This window comes from Gimesia panareensis (assembly GCF_007748155.1).
Taxonomy (GTDB): Bacteria; Planctomycetota; Planctomycetia; order Planctomycetales; family Planctomycetaceae; genus Gimesia; species Gimesia panareensis.
Genome location: NZ_CP037421.1, coordinates 6094355 through 6111105, shown reverse-complemented (window position 1 = coordinate 6111105; position 16751 = coordinate 6094355). Strand labels below are relative to the sequence as shown.

The following is a 16751-nucleotide window of genomic DNA, read 5'->3' as shown; positions in this document are numbered from 1 at the left end:
GGTTGGATACTTTCTGAATAATGAGTTCTATGCACCCCGGAAGTGGGCATCCTGCACGGGCACCAGTTGTTGGAGACACGAGAGCAGCACACCGGCGGGAGAACCCATGGCGTCGATGTGTGCGATTATCTCTTCAGGATAACAACTGAGGACCTGTGACGATTCCTCGCGGTAAATTTCAAACCGGCGTCGGATGACACTTTCGTTGGCATCGTCGGCCCGGTTCTCGCGGATGGCACGGTGCCTGATGCGGTGAATCATTTCCTCTTCGTCGCTACAGGTCAGGTGCAGAACTTTGAGCACGTCGATGTGCTGTTCCAGAATCCGGGCCTGTTCGATGTTGCGGGGGATCCCGTCCAGGATCAGGATATCCTTGCGGGGCTTGTACATGGACAGCGTGGCCCGGGCATCGAGGCCCTGTTTCCAGATGCGGATACTCAGTTCGTCAGGCACCAGTTCGCCGCGTGAACTGTATTTATAGATTTCCTGGCCTTCAGGAGATTCAATGTCGATTGAACGAAAGACGTCACCACTGGACATGTGGAAAAAACCCGGGATCTGACCAAGGATTCTTCCCTGAGTTCCTTTACCAACTCCAGGAGCACCAAACAGCAGGACGGTTTTTCGACGTTCCGTCGCCATAGTTATGCCTCTCTCTTGCAAGGCCGATGATGGTCGCAGCATTCACGGCGGGTAGTGCATTTAATTAAAAGACAATTCTGTTAGTTACGATAACGTGTTCCAGCAGAATTCTCACCCCTGGGGGCGTTTTAATTAAAGAAGGTAAATAAAAACACTCCGAAAAACCAAGACGTTTTTCGGAGTGCTGTAATGATTTGGTAAAGATCGTTAGCGAGAGATCAACGCCACAACCTGACCGACGTCAACCGGCAGGCTGACATCTTCGAATGCGGGAGCGGTGACAACAGTCGCTGACAGCTCTTTTTTATCCGTGGTCAACCAGGCACATCCGGGGCGACCTGATTCGATCAGTTCGCCGTAGAGTTTCTTGAGGTTGGGTCGGTTACGGACAGTGATGACGTCTCCGGGTTTGACCCAGATGGAAGGCTTGTTGACCGTTTGACCGTTCAGCTGGAAGTGCGAGTGCACGATACCCTGGCGTGCCTGGGGACGGGTCATGGCAAAGCCAGCCCGGCAGACAACATTGTCGAGTCGACGTTCGCAGAGGATCAGCAGTGCTTCCCCGGTGTTACCTTTGGTGCGTTTGGCTTTGTCGAAGTAACGACGCAGCTGACGTTCACGCAGACCGTAATAGAATTTAATTTTCTGCTTTTCGATTAATGCGAGACCGTAGTTTGAGGCCTTGCGACGACGCTGTGACATTCCGGGCGGCATGTTCCGCTGGTCCAGGGCGCGTGTTGCACCTGCGTCTTCGAAAACCAAAGCTCCTAAACGGCGGTTAACCCGTCCTTTTGGTCCTGTGTAACGACCCATTCAGTCTTTCTCCCACATTAATCATCAGCTGCCGTTCGGTTCCAGTAACACACGGCAAAGAAATATTTTCAGGGTTTGATTGAATTAAACTATTCCTGTATAACAGCTTAGCGGCTGTGCTTCAGGAGAATCAAACCGGATAGAGCAGTTGGAATTGTGGTAATCATAGCGCTGTTGCGCATACCACAACCTGCAAAGCGGTCCGTTGTTATCGCAAATTCCAAGAGAATCGTCAACCAACTGGGCAGGCGGATCGCAAATTCTGAGAAAATATCAGAAACGAGCGTGCGAACCTCGAATTATTCCGAGGTGGGAGTCGATGGGGACGGGGTGTTTGTGTACACTTTTTTCTGGCTGAAGACCTGTGGGAAAGAGACGGAAGAGCGGAACAGTGCAGCCGGGTTTTCAGATTCGATGGCGATGCGGGGCAGGTCCCAGGGATCGTGAGAGCCCAGCGATGTGTAGCCGCCATAATAACTGAATCCCCAGCGGTAGCCAGCCTGTTCCAGGCACTCGCGGGTCAGCTGGTTAAAAGAATGTTGGGCACCCACCGGATAACTGAAGGCTGAAATCGATCGATTAATTTCGGTTTCGATCCGGTGTTTGCAATGCGAGACTTCATGCTGCTGGGTTTCTTCAGGATGATTCGCGAGCACAGGGTGGTTCACAGTATGGCCTCCCAGATCCATGCCGGCTTCGCTCATCTCGCGGACCATCTCCCAGTCCATCCAGACCTGATCCGCAATTTCAGCAGGGCAACGACCAGTGCCAGTCACCTCAGCCAGCGCATTCATGAAGTCTGCTGTCTGTTCTCCGGGCAGGCTCTTGTAAATCTGTAACAGGGATTTAATCGTCTGACTTGCCTGTTCCGGTTCCAGGGAAAGTTCAAGGTCGAACCAGGGCTCCGCTTTCAGGGTGCCCTTGGAAGCGCTGCGGACCATCCAGGATATTTCGTCCCACCACGCCATTTTCCGGTCATCCAGAAATCCGGTGGTCAGGAAAAAGGTGGCTGGCGAATTATATGCGCGGAGCAGGGGAAAGGCCCATTCGTAATTGTCGCGATATCCGTCATCGAACGTGATCAGTACATAACGACCCCGGGGTTGTTTCAGAACATGTTCCAGCTCATGGATCCGGATCAGATCGAAATTCAAGGTGAGAAAACGCAGCTGCTTCTCAAAGTCTTCTGCCGAAGCACTCCACAGATCATGATCGAACAGTGAATTCTGCCAGTCTCCGATCCGATGGTAATTCAGAACAATCAGGCCATTCCAGACAGGGGTATTCCGCGCAAGCAGATTCATGCCCGTCCAGTCGAGTGCTCTGGCCAGCAGTTCTTTTTTACTCATCCTCCATTTCCTTTCCATCTCTGCAGTTTCTATTCAAACTGGTTCAGCCGGAGACATGTTCCACCAGTTGCGGAGGCATGTGCAGATAGCGGCCTGCTTTGCGTTTCGATTCGATATCGCTGTAGACCAGTTCCACCTGTTCTGCAGGCAGGCCGATACCGTCTGCCACTTCCGTTGCAGAAAAACCATGGTTCAGGCCATACAGGCAGCAGTCCAGTTTGTCATAGGAGACCGCGAAGAAGAATTCTTCCTGTGACTGCTCCAGGGAGTAGGTGTCGGTGGTGGGGGGACGCATCTGAATCAATTCCGGTACATCCAGGTAGGATGCCAGTTGATAGACCTGAGTCTTGTAAAGGTGCGCGATCGGTTTGAGGTCGGCAGCCCCATCGCCGTTTTTGACGAAGAAGCCCTGGTCGTATTCGAGCCGGTTTGGAGTCCCGGGTACGGCGTAATTCAGCCGATCCGCATGGTAGTACTCCATCATTTTGCGGCAGCGCTGCTTGAAGTTGGTGGCTGCGACGATGGTCTGGTAGGCAGATAACGGCAGGCGCTTTTTGATCAGTTCGCCTTCCGGTGTCTGCACGACGACCGAAAACACACGATAGCCCCCTTCCTGAAGCAGGTTGGGCAGCACAATTTTGGATTTCCAGTGCGGTTCGTATTCCGGGATGACCTGTTTGATGGCGGCATCGCGGCGTTCGTAGCAGCCGGCGCCCTGCAGCATGGGCGAAATATTTTCCACGATGGCTTCCACATGGAAATGATCCGCGAGCAACTGGCCGTAGGTCAGGCTTTCATCTTTCGTGTCATGTTCTGGCATCATGATGCCCAGGACCCGATCCGCACCGAAGGCCCGGACGCAGAGTGCGGTCACCACACTGCTGTCGATTCCTCCGGAGAGACCCAGGACGGCCCCTTTTTTGCGCATGTCTTTGCGAACGGATTCCCGCATCCAGCTGACGATGCGGTCGGTTTCTGCAGCACAATCCAGATTCAGTAATTCCGGACTGAAAGTACGGGAGGTAATCGTCGACATAGTTGGTACTCCTGATTTTAGCTGATTTATTACCAGCTGATTGATGTATGTTAAATCTTGAATGTATGAGTTGACGCTCTACCGGTTCAGGGCAGCGCGAGTTGTTTTTTATCGACTTTGCCGTTGGGCGATTTGGGCAGCTCATCACGGAACTCCACCTTCTGGGGAACCATGAAATCTTCCAGATGCTTGCGGCAGTAGGAAAGGACTTCTTTCTCCGTCAGTTCCTGTCCGGGCATCAGGGTGACGATCGCCCGGATGGACTGTCCCAGTACCGAATCGGGATCTCCCACGATGGCCGCTTCGGAAATGCCTGGATGGGCAAACAGCACGTTTTCAACTTCTTTCGGGCTGACCTTTTCGCCGCGGCTTTTGATGATGTCATCCCGCCGACCGACAAAGTACAGATAGCCTTCCCGGTCCATGCGGAACAGGTCCCCGGTATACAGGAACATCTCGCCTGGCAGTTCTCCCGGCTTGAGCCGTTCGGCCGTTCGCTCCGGTGCTTCCCAGTAGCCTTTCATGACATTCGCACCACGGACCACCAGTTCCCCGACATGTTCGGGGGGCAGGCGATGGCCTTCATCGTCGACGATAAAGACCTCCGTATCCGGCATGGCGATCCCTACCGAGCCGGTGCGGGTATCGACCTGATCCAGGGGCAGGTAGGAAACCCGCTTGCATTCGGTCAGGCCGTACATCGAGAAAATCTGCAGATGAGGCAGTCGTTTGCGGAAGGTCAGAATGTGTTCCGTCGGCAGTGCCGCGCCTGTATTGGTGATGTATCGCAGTTGAGAAAAATCGTATTTGGAGAGATCCATTTTCAGCAGGATCGCTGACATGGTCGGGACCAGCGGAAAGCCGGTCACATTTTCATCAATGATTTTCTGCAGGACCGCATGCGGATAGGTAAACGATTTTTCGAGTACCAGCGTAGCGCCCACCCGGAACGCCATCAGCAACTGGTAGAGCCCGTAGTCGAAGGAGAGCGGCAACACGTTGAGAATGATGTCTTCGGGGACATTCATCAGGTAAGTCGTAATCGAACGGGCGGCGGACGTCATATTTAAATGCGTCAGCATAACCCCTTTGGGATTCCCCGTTGAACCAGAGGTATAAACCAGTGCGGCCAGGTCGATGCTGATCGTTTCAATGGAGGGCGGAGTGATCTGTTCTGCATAGTCAGACTGCAACTGCTCCCAGTCTGAAATGCGGTGCATCTGCAGATCGGTCTGTTCCGGCAGTTTGGGAGCCGGGCCCACCGTGACGACTGTTTTCAGATGAGGCAGCAGATCGGAATGTTCCAGAATGGTGTTACGTTTCTTCCCGGGGATGATCAGCGTGCTGGCCCGACAGTTGTTTAACACATAGGTCAGCTTGTCGATCTTCGTAGTAGGATTGACCATCACGAACACACCACCCGCTTTGAGTGTCGCAAAGACCGCAACAACCGCTTCGAGGGAGTTGTCCAGGTGAATCGCCACCCGGTCTCCGCGCTGCAGTCCCCGCTCCAGCAGGGCGTGTGCCAGCCGGTTGCTTTGCGTTTCCAGTTCCTGGTAGGTGTACCGCGACTGATTGACGATCAGCGCGATTTTATCCGGATGGTGATGGGTGCTCTGTTCCAGAAATGATTGCAGTAACAACAGCCCGCTCCTTTGAAATTAGGCCAGTTCTTTCAGTTTTGATTCGATGAAGTCGATCAGACAATTGATCGAGTCCAGGTTTTCCGGTACCAGTTCGTCGTCATCGACCTGAACGTCGTACTGATCTTCGATAAAGGCAACCAGTTCGAGTACGCCCGTGGAATCAATAATGCCGGTTTCCAGGAATGAGTCATCGTTCTGCAATGATTCCGGATCTTCCCCAAACAGGAAGTTGTCGGCGACAAAGTTGCGAATCTCTGATTGAATGGACTTCATTTTCTTATCCTCTTTGTTGTATGAGATGGAGAAATTATTCAGAATTGGTCTAACTCAAAATTCTGGCGGGAGCTGTTGTCTGTTTTTCAGGAGTGACGGTCTGTCCGTGAATCATCTGTTCGACCAGTAACTGGGTCGACAGGATCCCGACCAGGGCCATGTTGTCACGCGTGCCGATCGCCCGTCCCTGTTCCATTTTCCTGACCAGCCGCTGCACTGCCGCGGGCTGAAACAGGCCATTGGCCTGCAGGCGATCCGGGGAGAGCAGCTCATTGACATATTCAAACCGGGCCTGCTGGCTGGCAGTGTCAATGAAACTGTGTGCATCCGGAGCACGGTAAGGTTGTTTGGGGCGTCGGCGAATACTGTCGGGAATCAGATCCCGCAGGGCGTATTTCAGCAGGAATTTTTCGTTGAGGCCGTTCATTTTGAAGCGGACCGGGACTCGCGATGCGAATTCGACGACCCGGTAATCCAGGAACGGGAAGCGGCCTTCCACGGAATTGCCCATCGCCATCCGGTCTCCCTGCGAAGAGAGAATATAGCCGGGCATCAGATTGACGGCTTCCAGGTACTGGGCCTGGCAGAACGAGGGCCAGTCGGAAAACTCGGGAGGCAGCTGCTGCTTGAATTCAGCCTGTGGATCCTGCGCTTTCAGCTGCTGTTTGAGGTCGTCGCTGAAGAATGCTTTCAGTTTGGAGGTCAGGTCCCAGCGGGGCAGATGAGAAAAGAACGGGCTCTGCAGTTCCTCTTCACGGATGTTGAAGAAGGCTTTCAGGTAGGCAGGGGACTGGGCCTGCAGATTTTTCATGTAAGGATAGAGACGCTTCAGGAGCAGCGGCCTGATGCTGGACTCGGGCTGGCGACTCCAGAAACGACGGATTTTCGTTTCTTTGAACAGATCGTAACCGCCGAAGACTTCGTCTGCTCCTTCGCCGGTCATGACGACTTTGAACTGACTTTCCCGAACCAGTTTCGACAGGAGAAACATGGGAGCAGGGGCGGTTCGCAGAACCGGTTTTTCGGTGTGTTGAATCACGGTCGGGAAGATCCGGCCGATATCGTCGTAAGAACAGCAGACTGTCTGGTGATCGGTTCCCAGTTCGGTGATCATTTCCTGCTGGAAACGGCTTTCGTCAAAATCTTTGTCGTTGAAATTGACCGAAAAGGTATTCAGCGGAGCATTCGTGTAGTTGCGGATAATGGCCGCGGTAATGGAAGAGTCGAGCCCGCCACTCAGGTAAGCGCCGACTGAAACATCGGCCCGCAAACGGAGCTGGGTGGCGTTGATCAGCAGCGAACGGAGTTCGTCTGCCCAGTCGTCCAGCGAACGGTTTTCCTCGTTGGGTGAATAGTCGAGGCTCCAGTATTGCCAGATGCGGATATTGCCTTCTTTCACGATCATGGAATGACCGGGGGGCAGTTCCGAGATGCCTGCGAAAAATGTACGGGGAGGTAAGGGTGACCAGAAGGTAAACAGCTGGTTTAAGGCGGTATGATCGACTTTACGTTCGACGTCCGGCAGAGCGAACAGGGCTTTGACTTCAGATGCGAAGCAGAAACGACCTGCTGTCTGCGTATAGACCAGGGGGCGGATGCCCATGCGGTCGCGTGACAGGAAGACTTCCTGCTTGCGGCGATCGTGAATGGCGAAGGCCCATTGGCCGTTAAAGTGCTGGACGCATTCCGGCCCGTATTCGGCGTACATCAGCAGAATCACTTCCGTGTCGGAGTGAGTCTGAAACTGATAGCCTTTCTGCTGCAGTTGTGCACGCAGTTCAATGTGATTAAAAATTTCTCCGTTGAAAGTGACGCTCAACATGCCATCTGCAGTCTGCATCGGCTGCAGGCCGCCGGCCAGGTCGACAATACTGAGTCGACTGTGTGCCAGCCCGACGGGCCCCGAGATTTGTGTACCTGAAGCGTCAGGTCCCCGGTGGTTCAGGGTCTGGATCATGTTGTTCAAATCTGACTGTTCGACGGGGCGTCGATCAGTGCGGATAAAGCCCGCGATTCCACACATAGAAGCATCCAATCATTTGGAGAAGCTGGAAGTTGCCTGTGAGCGAGAGAAAACTCTCACAGTGGGAATCTAGGTCGGGGGAGTATCAAGTCAAATTTTTAGTGTCAGTTAGCGGGATCGTTCAGAAAAATAAACGGTCATCTGACTGTTTTGGTGATTAATTGCTGCAAGCGCTTTAATCGTTTTGACTGTACCAGAGAACTCCTGATCAGATCCGGGAGGTCTGCGTGAAATCATGTATCAAAAATCGTATTTCAATGCAGCAGGTCGGTTCAGACCGGAGTCGATTTCGGGAGAGTTGCAAAAACTAATTTGACTCCGGCGCCACCCGGGCTATGTTTTCGATGCACTATATAAGATGGCTGCATTTCCTCCCATTCACATTTAAAGCGGGCCTGGCCGGGATGTATGCGACCGAATGATGCGATTCTTTTCATTCAACGCATTAGATTGATTGTGAACCGATATGTCAGCTCAAGAACATGCTTCCGATTCGTCAGATTTGATGTCCAGCCAGGATGAGACTGAATCTAAACAGAAAACCGCATCCGGCACAGTGAATACCGAAGAGTTACTGGCTTCGTTGAGTATGCTGGAACTCGCTGCTGCAGAACACTCCGACGAGACAGACGTTGATGACGTCGCGAATGCGGAGGATCTGCCCACTTCCGCCATGCCTGAACTGCAGGAGCCCATGCGCGTTATTGGCAAGGATCAGCACCTCAGCCAGTTATTCAATCGGGTGCAGTCGCTGCTCAAAGGCAGTACTGAGGAATCGCAGGGTAATTTCATTCCCCAATGCCCGGAAACGCTTGATGATACCGGACTGACCCAGGATGAAATTGAGCGTTTGATTCTCAAATATCTGCTGGCCAAGGGGACTCAGACCGGTAGGCAGATCTGCAAACAGATCAAATTGCCCTTCGGGATTGTCGACGCCATCCTGAAACGAGCCAAGCAGGACCAGCTGGTGGCGTATGGCAGTACGGCTGAAATGGGTGACTATGAATTTCAGATCACCGAACTGGGGCGCGAACGCGCGCGGCGTTACACACAGGAATGTACCTACTTTGGGGCGGCTCCGGTCTGCTTCAAGGATTATCTGAAGGCGATGGAACTGCAGAGCATCGCCAAACAGGAAGCCACGGAATCTGATTTAAAGGAAGCATTTTCCGATCTGATTATTAATCCCACGATGCTGGATCGCCTGGGACCAGCTGTAAACTCCGGCAGAGGGATGTTTCTGTTTGGTGAGGCGGGGAACGGGAAAACCAGTATCGCAGAGCGGATTACTAAAGCGTTCGGATCGACCATCTGGATTCCCCGCTGCTTGGGCATCGACGGCGACATTATTCGCATCTTTGATCCGGGTCTGCACGAAGAGGTGGTCCAGGAAGAGACATCAGAGGGACTGTTTGATTTGTCCGGCATCGATCAGCGCTGGGTCCAGATCGTGCGTCCGACAGTGATCGCCGGTGGTGAATTGACCATGAAGGAACTGGAGATCACGCAAAATCAGCAGACAAAAATCTGTGAAGCTCCCTTACAGTTAAAGAGTAACTGCGGCACGTTTGTGATCGATGACTTTGGACGCCAGCGGATGCCCGTGGATGAATTACTCAACCGCTGGATTGTGCCACTGGAAAAACGATATGACTTTCTGAACCTGCCCAGCGGGAAAAAAATCCAGGTTCCCTTCGACCAGTTGATTATCTTCTCGACGAACCTGGAGCCCAATGACCTGGTCGATGCGGCCTTTTTGCGTCGAATTCCTTACAAGATTGAAGCCCTCGATCCCTCGGAGGAGGAATTCCGGGCGCTGTTTGAGCTGATGGCACCGATCATGGGCTTTCAGTTTGACGAGCAGGCGTATCAGCATCTGATCGACACGCATTATAAGGCCGTGGATCGGCCGTTCCGTGCATGTCAACCTCGCGACCTGCTGCTGCAGGTGAAGAATTTCTGCACCTACAAAGAGATTCCGCGCAAACTCAGCCCGGAAGCCTTTGACTTCGCCGTCGAGAACTACTTCTCAGTCATGTGATCGCGAGATGTGATCAGTGGCAGACGCTTCAGGCGGGCCATTCCGTATCACAGGATTCGCAGCGGAACCCCACCACGGTGGACGTACCCGGAATCAGACGGTTTCTGCGGTTTAATAACCCGTCTCTCAGTTCCAGTTTCTCAATCGCCGAGCTGTTGCACGCCGGACACTGCTGGTTTTTGAACAGGACCCGTGCACGATTCAATACCCAGTCTGTCTGTCGTTCCAATTGAGGTGAACGAGTCAGTCTGCGGCTGAAGGGCAGAATCATTGGTTGAGATTCTGTTTGAGAAACGGTCGTTTCAGAGAGGGTTTCTTCGGGGCAATAGATCTTTAAAATGCTCATCCATGAGCTCCTTACGTTCAGTCCCTTGATAAAATATTCCTGTAAATCCGAACTGGAATCTTTATGGGGTAGAGTCCCGGCACGCAGATTGAATGTGAGAAAGTTTTCCAATGCGTGCGAAGAGGAAAGAAGGATAAAATTCTCGTATTAAGTTGGCAAGAGGTTTTAACACAAACGTAGAAACATTGTAAAAAATTCATGGGCTGGCTGTTCGAACTCTGTGAAAATAGATAAATATGGAGGTCTGTATGTGATGTGGATGTGCTGACGGGCTGGATTCCTCTTTGAAATCTGAAGACGATGCGATAAAAGATTTTCCGTTCTGTTGAAGTGTCCCGCTTTGTTCGCTGCCTGTGTTTTGGAGAAATTCCCATTAATAAATCGAAACTGATCAAGCTGGTGATTGGTGTCATCATCACGATTGCCTGCCTGGTGGCTGCGCTCTGGGGAGTCAATCTGCAGCAGATTCAAGAGAGTTTTCGTCAGGCAAATTACTGGACGCTGCCTGTGATGCTGGGGTTGCTGTTTCTCTTTTTCTGGTTGAAAGCCTACCGTTGGCGGATGCTGCTGGAACCGGTCCGGAAGCTGAAGGTCTCTGAAGTGGCCCCGGCGATGATGATCGGCTTTATGGGGAATAACATTCTACCTGCGCATCTGGGAGAGTTTTTACGCGTTTATGTCCTCGGACGGCAGTTTCAGATACCCAAAACAACCGTACTGTCGACCGTGGTTCTGGAGCGGCTGTTTGATATTGTGGCGATTCTCTGTTACCTCTGGTGCGGCATTTATTTCGCACCTGGTCTTTCAAAAGATTATCAGACAGCAAGCCTGTTTCTGGCAGGTATTATGCCAGTGATCATCATGGTGCTGGCCGCGTATCTGATCTGGACAGAAGCAGTAATCGGTCTATTTCAGAAACTGTTTGGTCTGCTTCCTTTTCTTCCTGAAAAACTGACGCACCTCATTTTGGAAATGATGCGTGCGGGAGCAGAGGGAATGGCTTCCATGAAAAGCGGGCGTCTGGCATTTGGGATCATCTGGACTTCATTTGCGCAGTGGTTTATCAATGGTCTGAGTATTCTGGTGGCGCTCTGGAGTTTCCAGATTGAGATTACTCCCCTGGCGGCATTTGTGGTGCTGGGAGTGACTGCATTTGGAGTGACCGTCCCCGCCACCCCTGGTTTTTTCGGGGTGATTCAGTTTTGTTTCAAGATCAGCCTGCAGCCGTTTGGTGTACCTGAAGCGAAAGCATTCGCCGCTTCCATTTACTATCACCTGTCACAGTATATTCCTGTGACACTGGTGGGCCTGTATTACTCGAATCGGGCCGGGCTCAAGCTGAGCGAAGCCGAGCGGGAAGCGGAGAAGGAACTCGATGAGCTGGAGGGATCCGACGGCTGACATGTCGCGCGGCTACGGCTTGAGTTTGACTTCTTTGCCCAGTTCGGTCTGTTTCAGTTCAGCGACACCCTGTTCGGTGATCAGCAGGTCTTCCACGCGGTTCTTCACCAGTTTGGAATCCAGGACTTCGACCTGTGAAGTCCCATTCACCGACAGACCGCAACGACCATTTCCGGTGCAGGTGACTTTGTCCAGGATGATATCCTTGCAGCGATCATGCACGTTGATGCCATCCACACGGAAGTTCTCAAATGTGACGTCGGAAATATGGACTCCCGTCACATCGATCAGGGACAGGCCGACCGACTTGCCTGCCAGTGAAAATGGCTCCATGGGGGGCAGTTGGTTTTTCTGTTCGTGGTAGTAGATGGAACCATGGTGGACAGCCCATTGCCCGACGGGGATGTCTGTGAGTTGCAGCGTTTTCCCTTCAGCGGGTTGATATTCCGTGACCGGTTTCCCCTCCAGGTAGAGGTTGAAATACCCTTTGCGATAGGGAGTGACTTTCCAGAGGCCCCCGTCCAGCTTTCTCCAGCCGTTGTTCGGGACCGGTACGGCTCCGCTGATGGTGGCACCATTGCCGAGAATCGTGAATTTCTCCCGCCCCAGTCCGCAGAAACGTTTTCCGGAAAGCGTGAGAGACTCCTGGTAGGGCGTGTTATTGTTGATCAGCACGATCTTGTCACCCGGCCGGGCATATTCCAGTGCCCGCGTGATTGTTTTGACGGGGCCGTTCATTCCGTTGGTCGTTTTGGCGGCGATGCCGTTGAAGGCATTGTTTCCTGCGCGGTTGTCGACATAGATCACGCCACACTCTGCCAGGGAGAGTCCCCCGAACAGACACAGGAGCAGGCACAAAAACCGGATCTGGAATTTCACACTACGGCTGGCGTATCGCATTGCTGACTCCCCGTCTGATGTCTGCTGTCAGAGTGATTTGAAAAGATGAATGATCGGGTGATTTCAAAATGCAGAAAAAACCCCGGTGTTGTCACCGGGGTTTCTGGAATGCTATTTCAATACTGCGGTTTAACGCTGGCTGACGGGAACATAAGCCCGTTCTTCGTAGCCGATGTAGTTCGCTTTGGGGCGAATGATTTTGTTGCCGTCCAGCTGCTCGAGGATGTGAGCACACCAGCCGGCAATACGGCTGGAAGCGAAGATACAGGTGAAGAGATCGCCCGGGATGCCCATGTAGTGCTGCAGGCTGGCCGAGTAGAAATCGACATTGCAGTTCCGCTTGATTTCCGCGTAGACCTGCTTTTCCATTTCGATTGACATTTCGTACCACTTTGGTTCGCCGGTCTCTTCTCCCAGTCGACGGGAAAGTTCCTTGAGGTGTTTGGCACGAGGATCTTCCACCTGGTATACCGCGTGTCCGAATCCCATGAACTTGCCTTTGTTCTCCCGGGTCTTCTTGATGTAGGGAGCGATGTTGTCAATCGAACCGATTTCGAACAGAGTTTTGAGAACTTCTGTGTTCGCACCGCCGTGCAGTTTTCCTTTCAGAGCACCGATGGCACCGGTGATGGCGGAGTAGATATCCGGCAGCGTGGCGATGATGACACGGCTGGTGAAGGTACTCGCATTCAGTCCGTGTTCGGCGTGCAGAGTCAGGATCAGGTCCATGGCGCGGGTGGCGTCTTCACTCGGCTTCTCGCCGTTGAGCATGTACATGAAGTTGCCGGCGTGACAGAGGCTGTCGTCGGGGGCAACCGGTTCCAGTCCCTGGCGGACGCGATGAATGGCGGCCACCATCGTCGGGATTTGGGAAATCAGCTTGATTGAAATCTGCAGGCGTTTCTCAAACGATTCTTCTTCTGCATCCGCATCGTAAACCCCTGCCAGTGAAGTCAGCGACCGCAGCTGTGCCATCGGAGGGGCTGTCTGAGGAAGTTTCTTCAGAGTTTCGATGAGCTCAGCAGGAATGCTGCGGAACTGCTTCAGCTCTTTCTGGTACTCTGCGAGTTGTGTTTCGTTGGGGAGCTCGCCGTTGAGCAGCAGGAAGGAGACTTCCTCAAACGTGGCATGCTCCGCCAGATCGTCGATATTGTAGCCACGGTACAGGAGCTTCCCTTCAGTACCGTTAACTAAACAGATGGAACTGTCGGCTGCAATGATTCCTTTTAGACCTTTGACAGCTTCGCTTGGTGTTTTCTCTGTGTCTGCACTCATTTGAACTGATTTCACTTTCTCATCTACAGCCAATAAATAAACAGTAAAGGGTAGCTATCACTTAAACGAAGGCTCTGGTCTGGCGGTAACCCGCACCAACTTTTTTTAAACAAAGTATGGAAAACGCCTCGCACCCCAGTATATCAAGCCCGGGCATAAGTTCAATCAAGTGCAATTGTTTCCGGGCAGACATCTCCAGAACGGAGCGCGGGGTTCAGAACAACTGTCATAGATGTAAGATTCCCTAAATGTTCAGCAGAGGATCCAAATCGGGGGATTGACTATTTTCGGGGGCGTGTGAAAATAAGAGTATGAGGCAGTGCCGCTGTTGTATCTCTTAAACAGCTGTTCCTGCTTAAAGTGCTGTCTGGTTGAGATTTAAACTGGTTTGGCCTGAGAATGAGTCTGGTAAATTCTTACTCCGGTCATAACCGTCTCTAATAGACGTAAGTTATTGACAGATAAAGCCGGAAAGGTTTTTTATAATTTTTTAAATCGTGATTGGGGATTTCCGTAGACGTTACGAAAAGTTGTGGTAGTATGGGGCTATATGAGCTGGAGGCTTATTGGCTTTTTCAGGTTCTCGGGAGTAGTAAGGATGCCTTGGGAGAGAACCCTCTTGATGAATGATGTTGGCGAACCGGATGCTCCGACTAAGAGCACGAGTGCGTATTTGAGCGATGCCTCAGGTAATTTGCTCTACGCAACGCCCAGTCTACCTCAAACGGTCAGGTTCTTCTTAGAGCCTTTCTCCTCGCAGTTGATATTACTAAGGACTGATTTTACCGGGCTCAGAGACCGCCTTCAGGTTTTGATGAGTTTTATGATTATTTCCCTGCCTGTCTCTATAGGATTAGGTCAGGGATGAGTAGAGTGGCATGCAGGCATGCCAGATAACGGACAGAGAGTTGACAACTGGAAAAGGGAAGTAATGCGATCGGCTCTGATGCTTTAGATCAGACTTTCCTTTTATTCTCATAAACAGAAACGCCGTGGTTACGCACGGACGTGTGACCGACAAAATTTTGACAATAAATATTTAAGGGAGTGACCCGTGCACCGTTTCGATGCCCATCTGAATTCATTATTTCAGGAAGCGGAAAAACAAGGTTTTTTGACATTTCAACAGGTTCATACGTTTCTCCCTGACGAAGGAGGCGATCCGTCTCTGATTGAGTATATTGTCGTCGGCCTGGAAGAACGTGAACTCGACCTGATTGATGATCCAAATGCAGACATCGATGAGGAAGAGGATGCTTCTGCGTCAAATGGATCAGCGGCAACGGACCCCGCGGCAGCGGCAAGTTCGGACGATGATGACGATTCGTCCGCCATGGTCGAGCCCGAAACATCCCTTTCTTCACGCGACCCCATTCGCATGTATCTGAGCCAGATGGGAAATATCCCGCTGCTCAGTCGTTCCCGCGAAATTTTCCTGGCGAAGAAAATCGAGATCACCCGCAAGCGGTTCCGCCGCACCGTGCTGGAATCAGATTTCGCACTCAAAATTGCCATTGATACTCTGGAAAAAGTTTACGCCGGAGAACTGCCCTTTGAACGCACACTGCGAACATCTGATACCGAGGATGCCACCAAAGATCAGATCATGGGTCGGATGCCTTACAATATCGCCACTCTGAAAGCACTTCTTCAGAAAAACAACGACGATTTTGAAAAACTCTACTCGGGAGAAGTCGGCAAAGTTGAACAGCGTGAGATTCGCAAACGCATGAAAATCCGTCGTCAGAAAATGGCGACCCTCTGCGAAGAACTCTGTCTGCGAACTCAGCGTCTGCAGCCTGTTCTGAAACGTATTCACCAGATCGCGGGCCGGATGCGTGAAGTTCAGGAACAGCTGGAAGACTTTCGGCAGTTGCGACACAAAACGACCGACACCCGTCTGCTGGAACGCGAGCTGGCAGAACTGACCACGATGGTTGTGGAATCATCCGATGATTTCCAGTCCCGCTCCCGTGAAATCAAACGTCGCTTTGACGACTGGACCGAAGCCAAGCAGCAACTGTCTGGCGGTAACCTGCGTCTGGTGGTTTCGATTGCCAAAAAGTATCGTAATCGTGGCCTGAGCTTCCTCGACCTGATTCAGGAAGGGAATGCCGGTCTGATGCGGGGCGTCGAGAAATATGAATACCGCCGCGGTTACAAGTTCTCCACTTACGCCACCTGGTGGATTCGTCAGGCGATTACCCGGGCTGTGGCAGATCATGCCCGGACGATTCGAATTCCCGTGCATATGTTCCAGAGTATTTCGACTCTCAAAGCCCGCAGCGAACAGATTCGCCAGGAAACCGGCCGCGAACCAACCATGGAAGAGCTGGCTGATTCCGTCGGACTGGGTGTGGAAGAGACCGAACGGATCATGAAAACCTGGAAACATCCCATCAGCCTGGATACCCCGGTGGGAGAAAGCGAAGACAGCAGCTTTGGCGATTTCCTGGAAGACGGCCACGAATCTTCGCCGGCCGACGCCGCCATGCGGGAAATGCTCAAAGATAAGATTGAACACGTCCTCAAGAGCCTGACGTATCGCGAACGCGAGATCATTCGCCTGCGTTATGGTCTGGGTGACGGTTACAGCTACACACTGGAAGAAACCGGTCGCATCTTTAAGGTGACCCGTGAACGTATTCGTCAGATTGAATCCAAGGCCCTGCGGAAACTGCAGCACCAGACACGAAGTGCTCATCTGCGAGGGTTTGTGGACGCCATCTTCCCCAATAAGGAAGATGAGGAAAATCAGACAGAAGAGGGCGTTCAGTCAGAACAGGAATCCTCCAGCATGGTCGGGGCGATGGAATAAATCAGCTCTGATCTGACTCTGAAACTCCTTAGATTCAAGGCGGTTTGTTGTTTTCACGAACAACAGGCCGCCTTTGGCTTTTCTATTGGGCGGAATTCGAATAGTTTATACGCAATATTGAGAAGCGATTTACAGTTGCAGATTGAATATCCCCGTCCCTTCAATCTATCTGGATTTTAAAAAAT

Annotated in this window: 13 protein-coding genes; 3 read left to right on the top strand and 10 right to left on the bottom strand. The window is 52.1% G+C overall.

Going from position 1 to position 16751, the window contains the following annotated elements:
• Positions 1 to 27: 27 nt before the first annotated feature.
• From Enr10x_RS22745 to asnB, 7 genes are all read right to left on the bottom strand, one after another.
• Positions 28 to 642, bottom strand: a complete 615-nt coding sequence (locus Enr10x_RS22745) for an adenylate kinase family protein (RefSeq protein WP_145113280.1) — start codon at positions 640 to 642, stop codon at positions 28 to 30.
• 207 nt (positions 643 to 849) lie between these two features.
• Positions 850 to 1455, bottom strand: a complete 606-nt coding sequence (gene rpsD, locus Enr10x_RS22740) for a 30S ribosomal protein S4 (RefSeq protein WP_145113278.1) — start codon at positions 1453 to 1455, stop codon at positions 850 to 852.
• A 299-nt stretch (positions 1456 to 1754) separates the two neighbouring features.
• The gene (locus Enr10x_RS22735) at positions 1755 to 2804 is read right to left on the bottom strand and encodes a polysaccharide deacetylase family protein (protein ID WP_197997332.1); all 1050 of its coding nucleotides are present in this window, start codon (positions 2802 to 2804) and stop codon (positions 1755 to 1757) included.
• A 43-nt stretch (positions 2805 to 2847) separates the two neighbouring features.
• Positions 2848 to 3840 (bottom strand): NAD(+) synthase, encoded by a 993-nt coding sequence (gene nadE / locus Enr10x_RS22730; protein WP_145113274.1) that lies wholly within the window; start codon positions 3838 to 3840, stop codon positions 2848 to 2850.
• A gap of 86 nt (positions 3841 to 3926) precedes the next feature.
• Positions 3927 to 5483: a class I adenylate-forming enzyme family protein gene (locus Enr10x_RS22725; RefSeq protein ID WP_145113272.1), complete on the bottom strand. Its 1557-nt coding sequence runs from the start codon at positions 5481 to 5483 to the stop codon at positions 3927 to 3929.
• A gap of 18 nt (positions 5484 to 5501) precedes the next feature.
• Entirely contained in the window at positions 5502 to 5759 is a 258-nt protein-coding gene (locus Enr10x_RS22720) for an acyl carrier protein (protein WP_145451476.1), read from the bottom strand.
• 49 nt (positions 5760 to 5808) lie between these two features.
• Positions 5809 to 7782: an asparagine synthase (glutamine-hydrolyzing) gene (asnB, locus tag Enr10x_RS22715; RefSeq protein ID WP_145451475.1), complete on the bottom strand. Its 1974-nt coding sequence runs from the start codon at positions 7780 to 7782 to the stop codon at positions 5809 to 5811.
• A 466-nt stretch (positions 7783 to 8248) separates the two neighbouring features.
• Here asnB and Enr10x_RS22710 point away from each other — a divergent pair, with 466 nt between their 5' ends.
• Positions 8249 to 9826: an ATP-binding protein gene (locus Enr10x_RS22710; protein ID WP_232093098.1), complete on the top strand. Its 1578-nt coding sequence runs from the start codon at positions 8249 to 8251 to the stop codon at positions 9824 to 9826.
• A 28-nt stretch (positions 9827 to 9854) separates the two neighbouring features.
• Here Enr10x_RS22710 and Enr10x_RS22705 read toward each other — a convergent pair whose 3' ends face one another.
• Positions 9855 to 10172, bottom strand: coding sequence for a hypothetical protein (locus Enr10x_RS22705; protein WP_145113266.1), 318 nt, complete (start codon positions 10170 to 10172; stop codon positions 9855 to 9857).
• 330 nt (positions 10173 to 10502) lie between these two features.
• On the opposite strand from Enr10x_RS22705, the gene Enr10x_RS22700 reads away from it, so the two are divergent.
• Positions 10503 to 11573, top strand: a complete 1071-nt coding sequence (locus tag Enr10x_RS22700) for a lysylphosphatidylglycerol synthase transmembrane domain-containing protein (RefSeq protein ID WP_197996192.1) — start codon at positions 10503 to 10505, stop codon at positions 11571 to 11573.
• Positions 11574 to 11585: 12 nt separating this feature from the next.
• Here Enr10x_RS22700 and Enr10x_RS22695 read toward each other — a convergent pair whose 3' ends face one another.
• Both Enr10x_RS22695 and Enr10x_RS22690 read right to left on the bottom strand, forming a co-directional pair.
• Positions 11586 to 12473 (bottom strand): hypothetical protein, encoded by an 888-nt coding sequence (locus tag Enr10x_RS22695; RefSeq protein ID WP_145113262.1) that lies wholly within the window; start codon positions 12471 to 12473, stop codon positions 11586 to 11588.
• Between the two features lie 129 nt (positions 12474 to 12602).
• The gene (locus Enr10x_RS22690) at positions 12603 to 13748 is read right to left on the bottom strand and encodes a citrate synthase (protein WP_145113260.1); all 1146 of its coding nucleotides are present in this window, start codon (positions 13746 to 13748) and stop codon (positions 12603 to 12605) included.
• Between the two features lie 1054 nt (positions 13749 to 14802).
• Between Enr10x_RS22690 and Enr10x_RS22685 the strand changes: the two genes are divergently transcribed.
• Complete coding sequence (locus Enr10x_RS22685) at positions 14803 to 16566, top strand: sigma-70 family RNA polymerase sigma factor (RefSeq protein ID WP_145451474.1); 1764 nt, start codon at positions 14803 to 14805, stop codon at positions 16564 to 16566.
• The last annotated feature ends 185 nt before the right edge of the window (positions 16567 to 16751 follow it).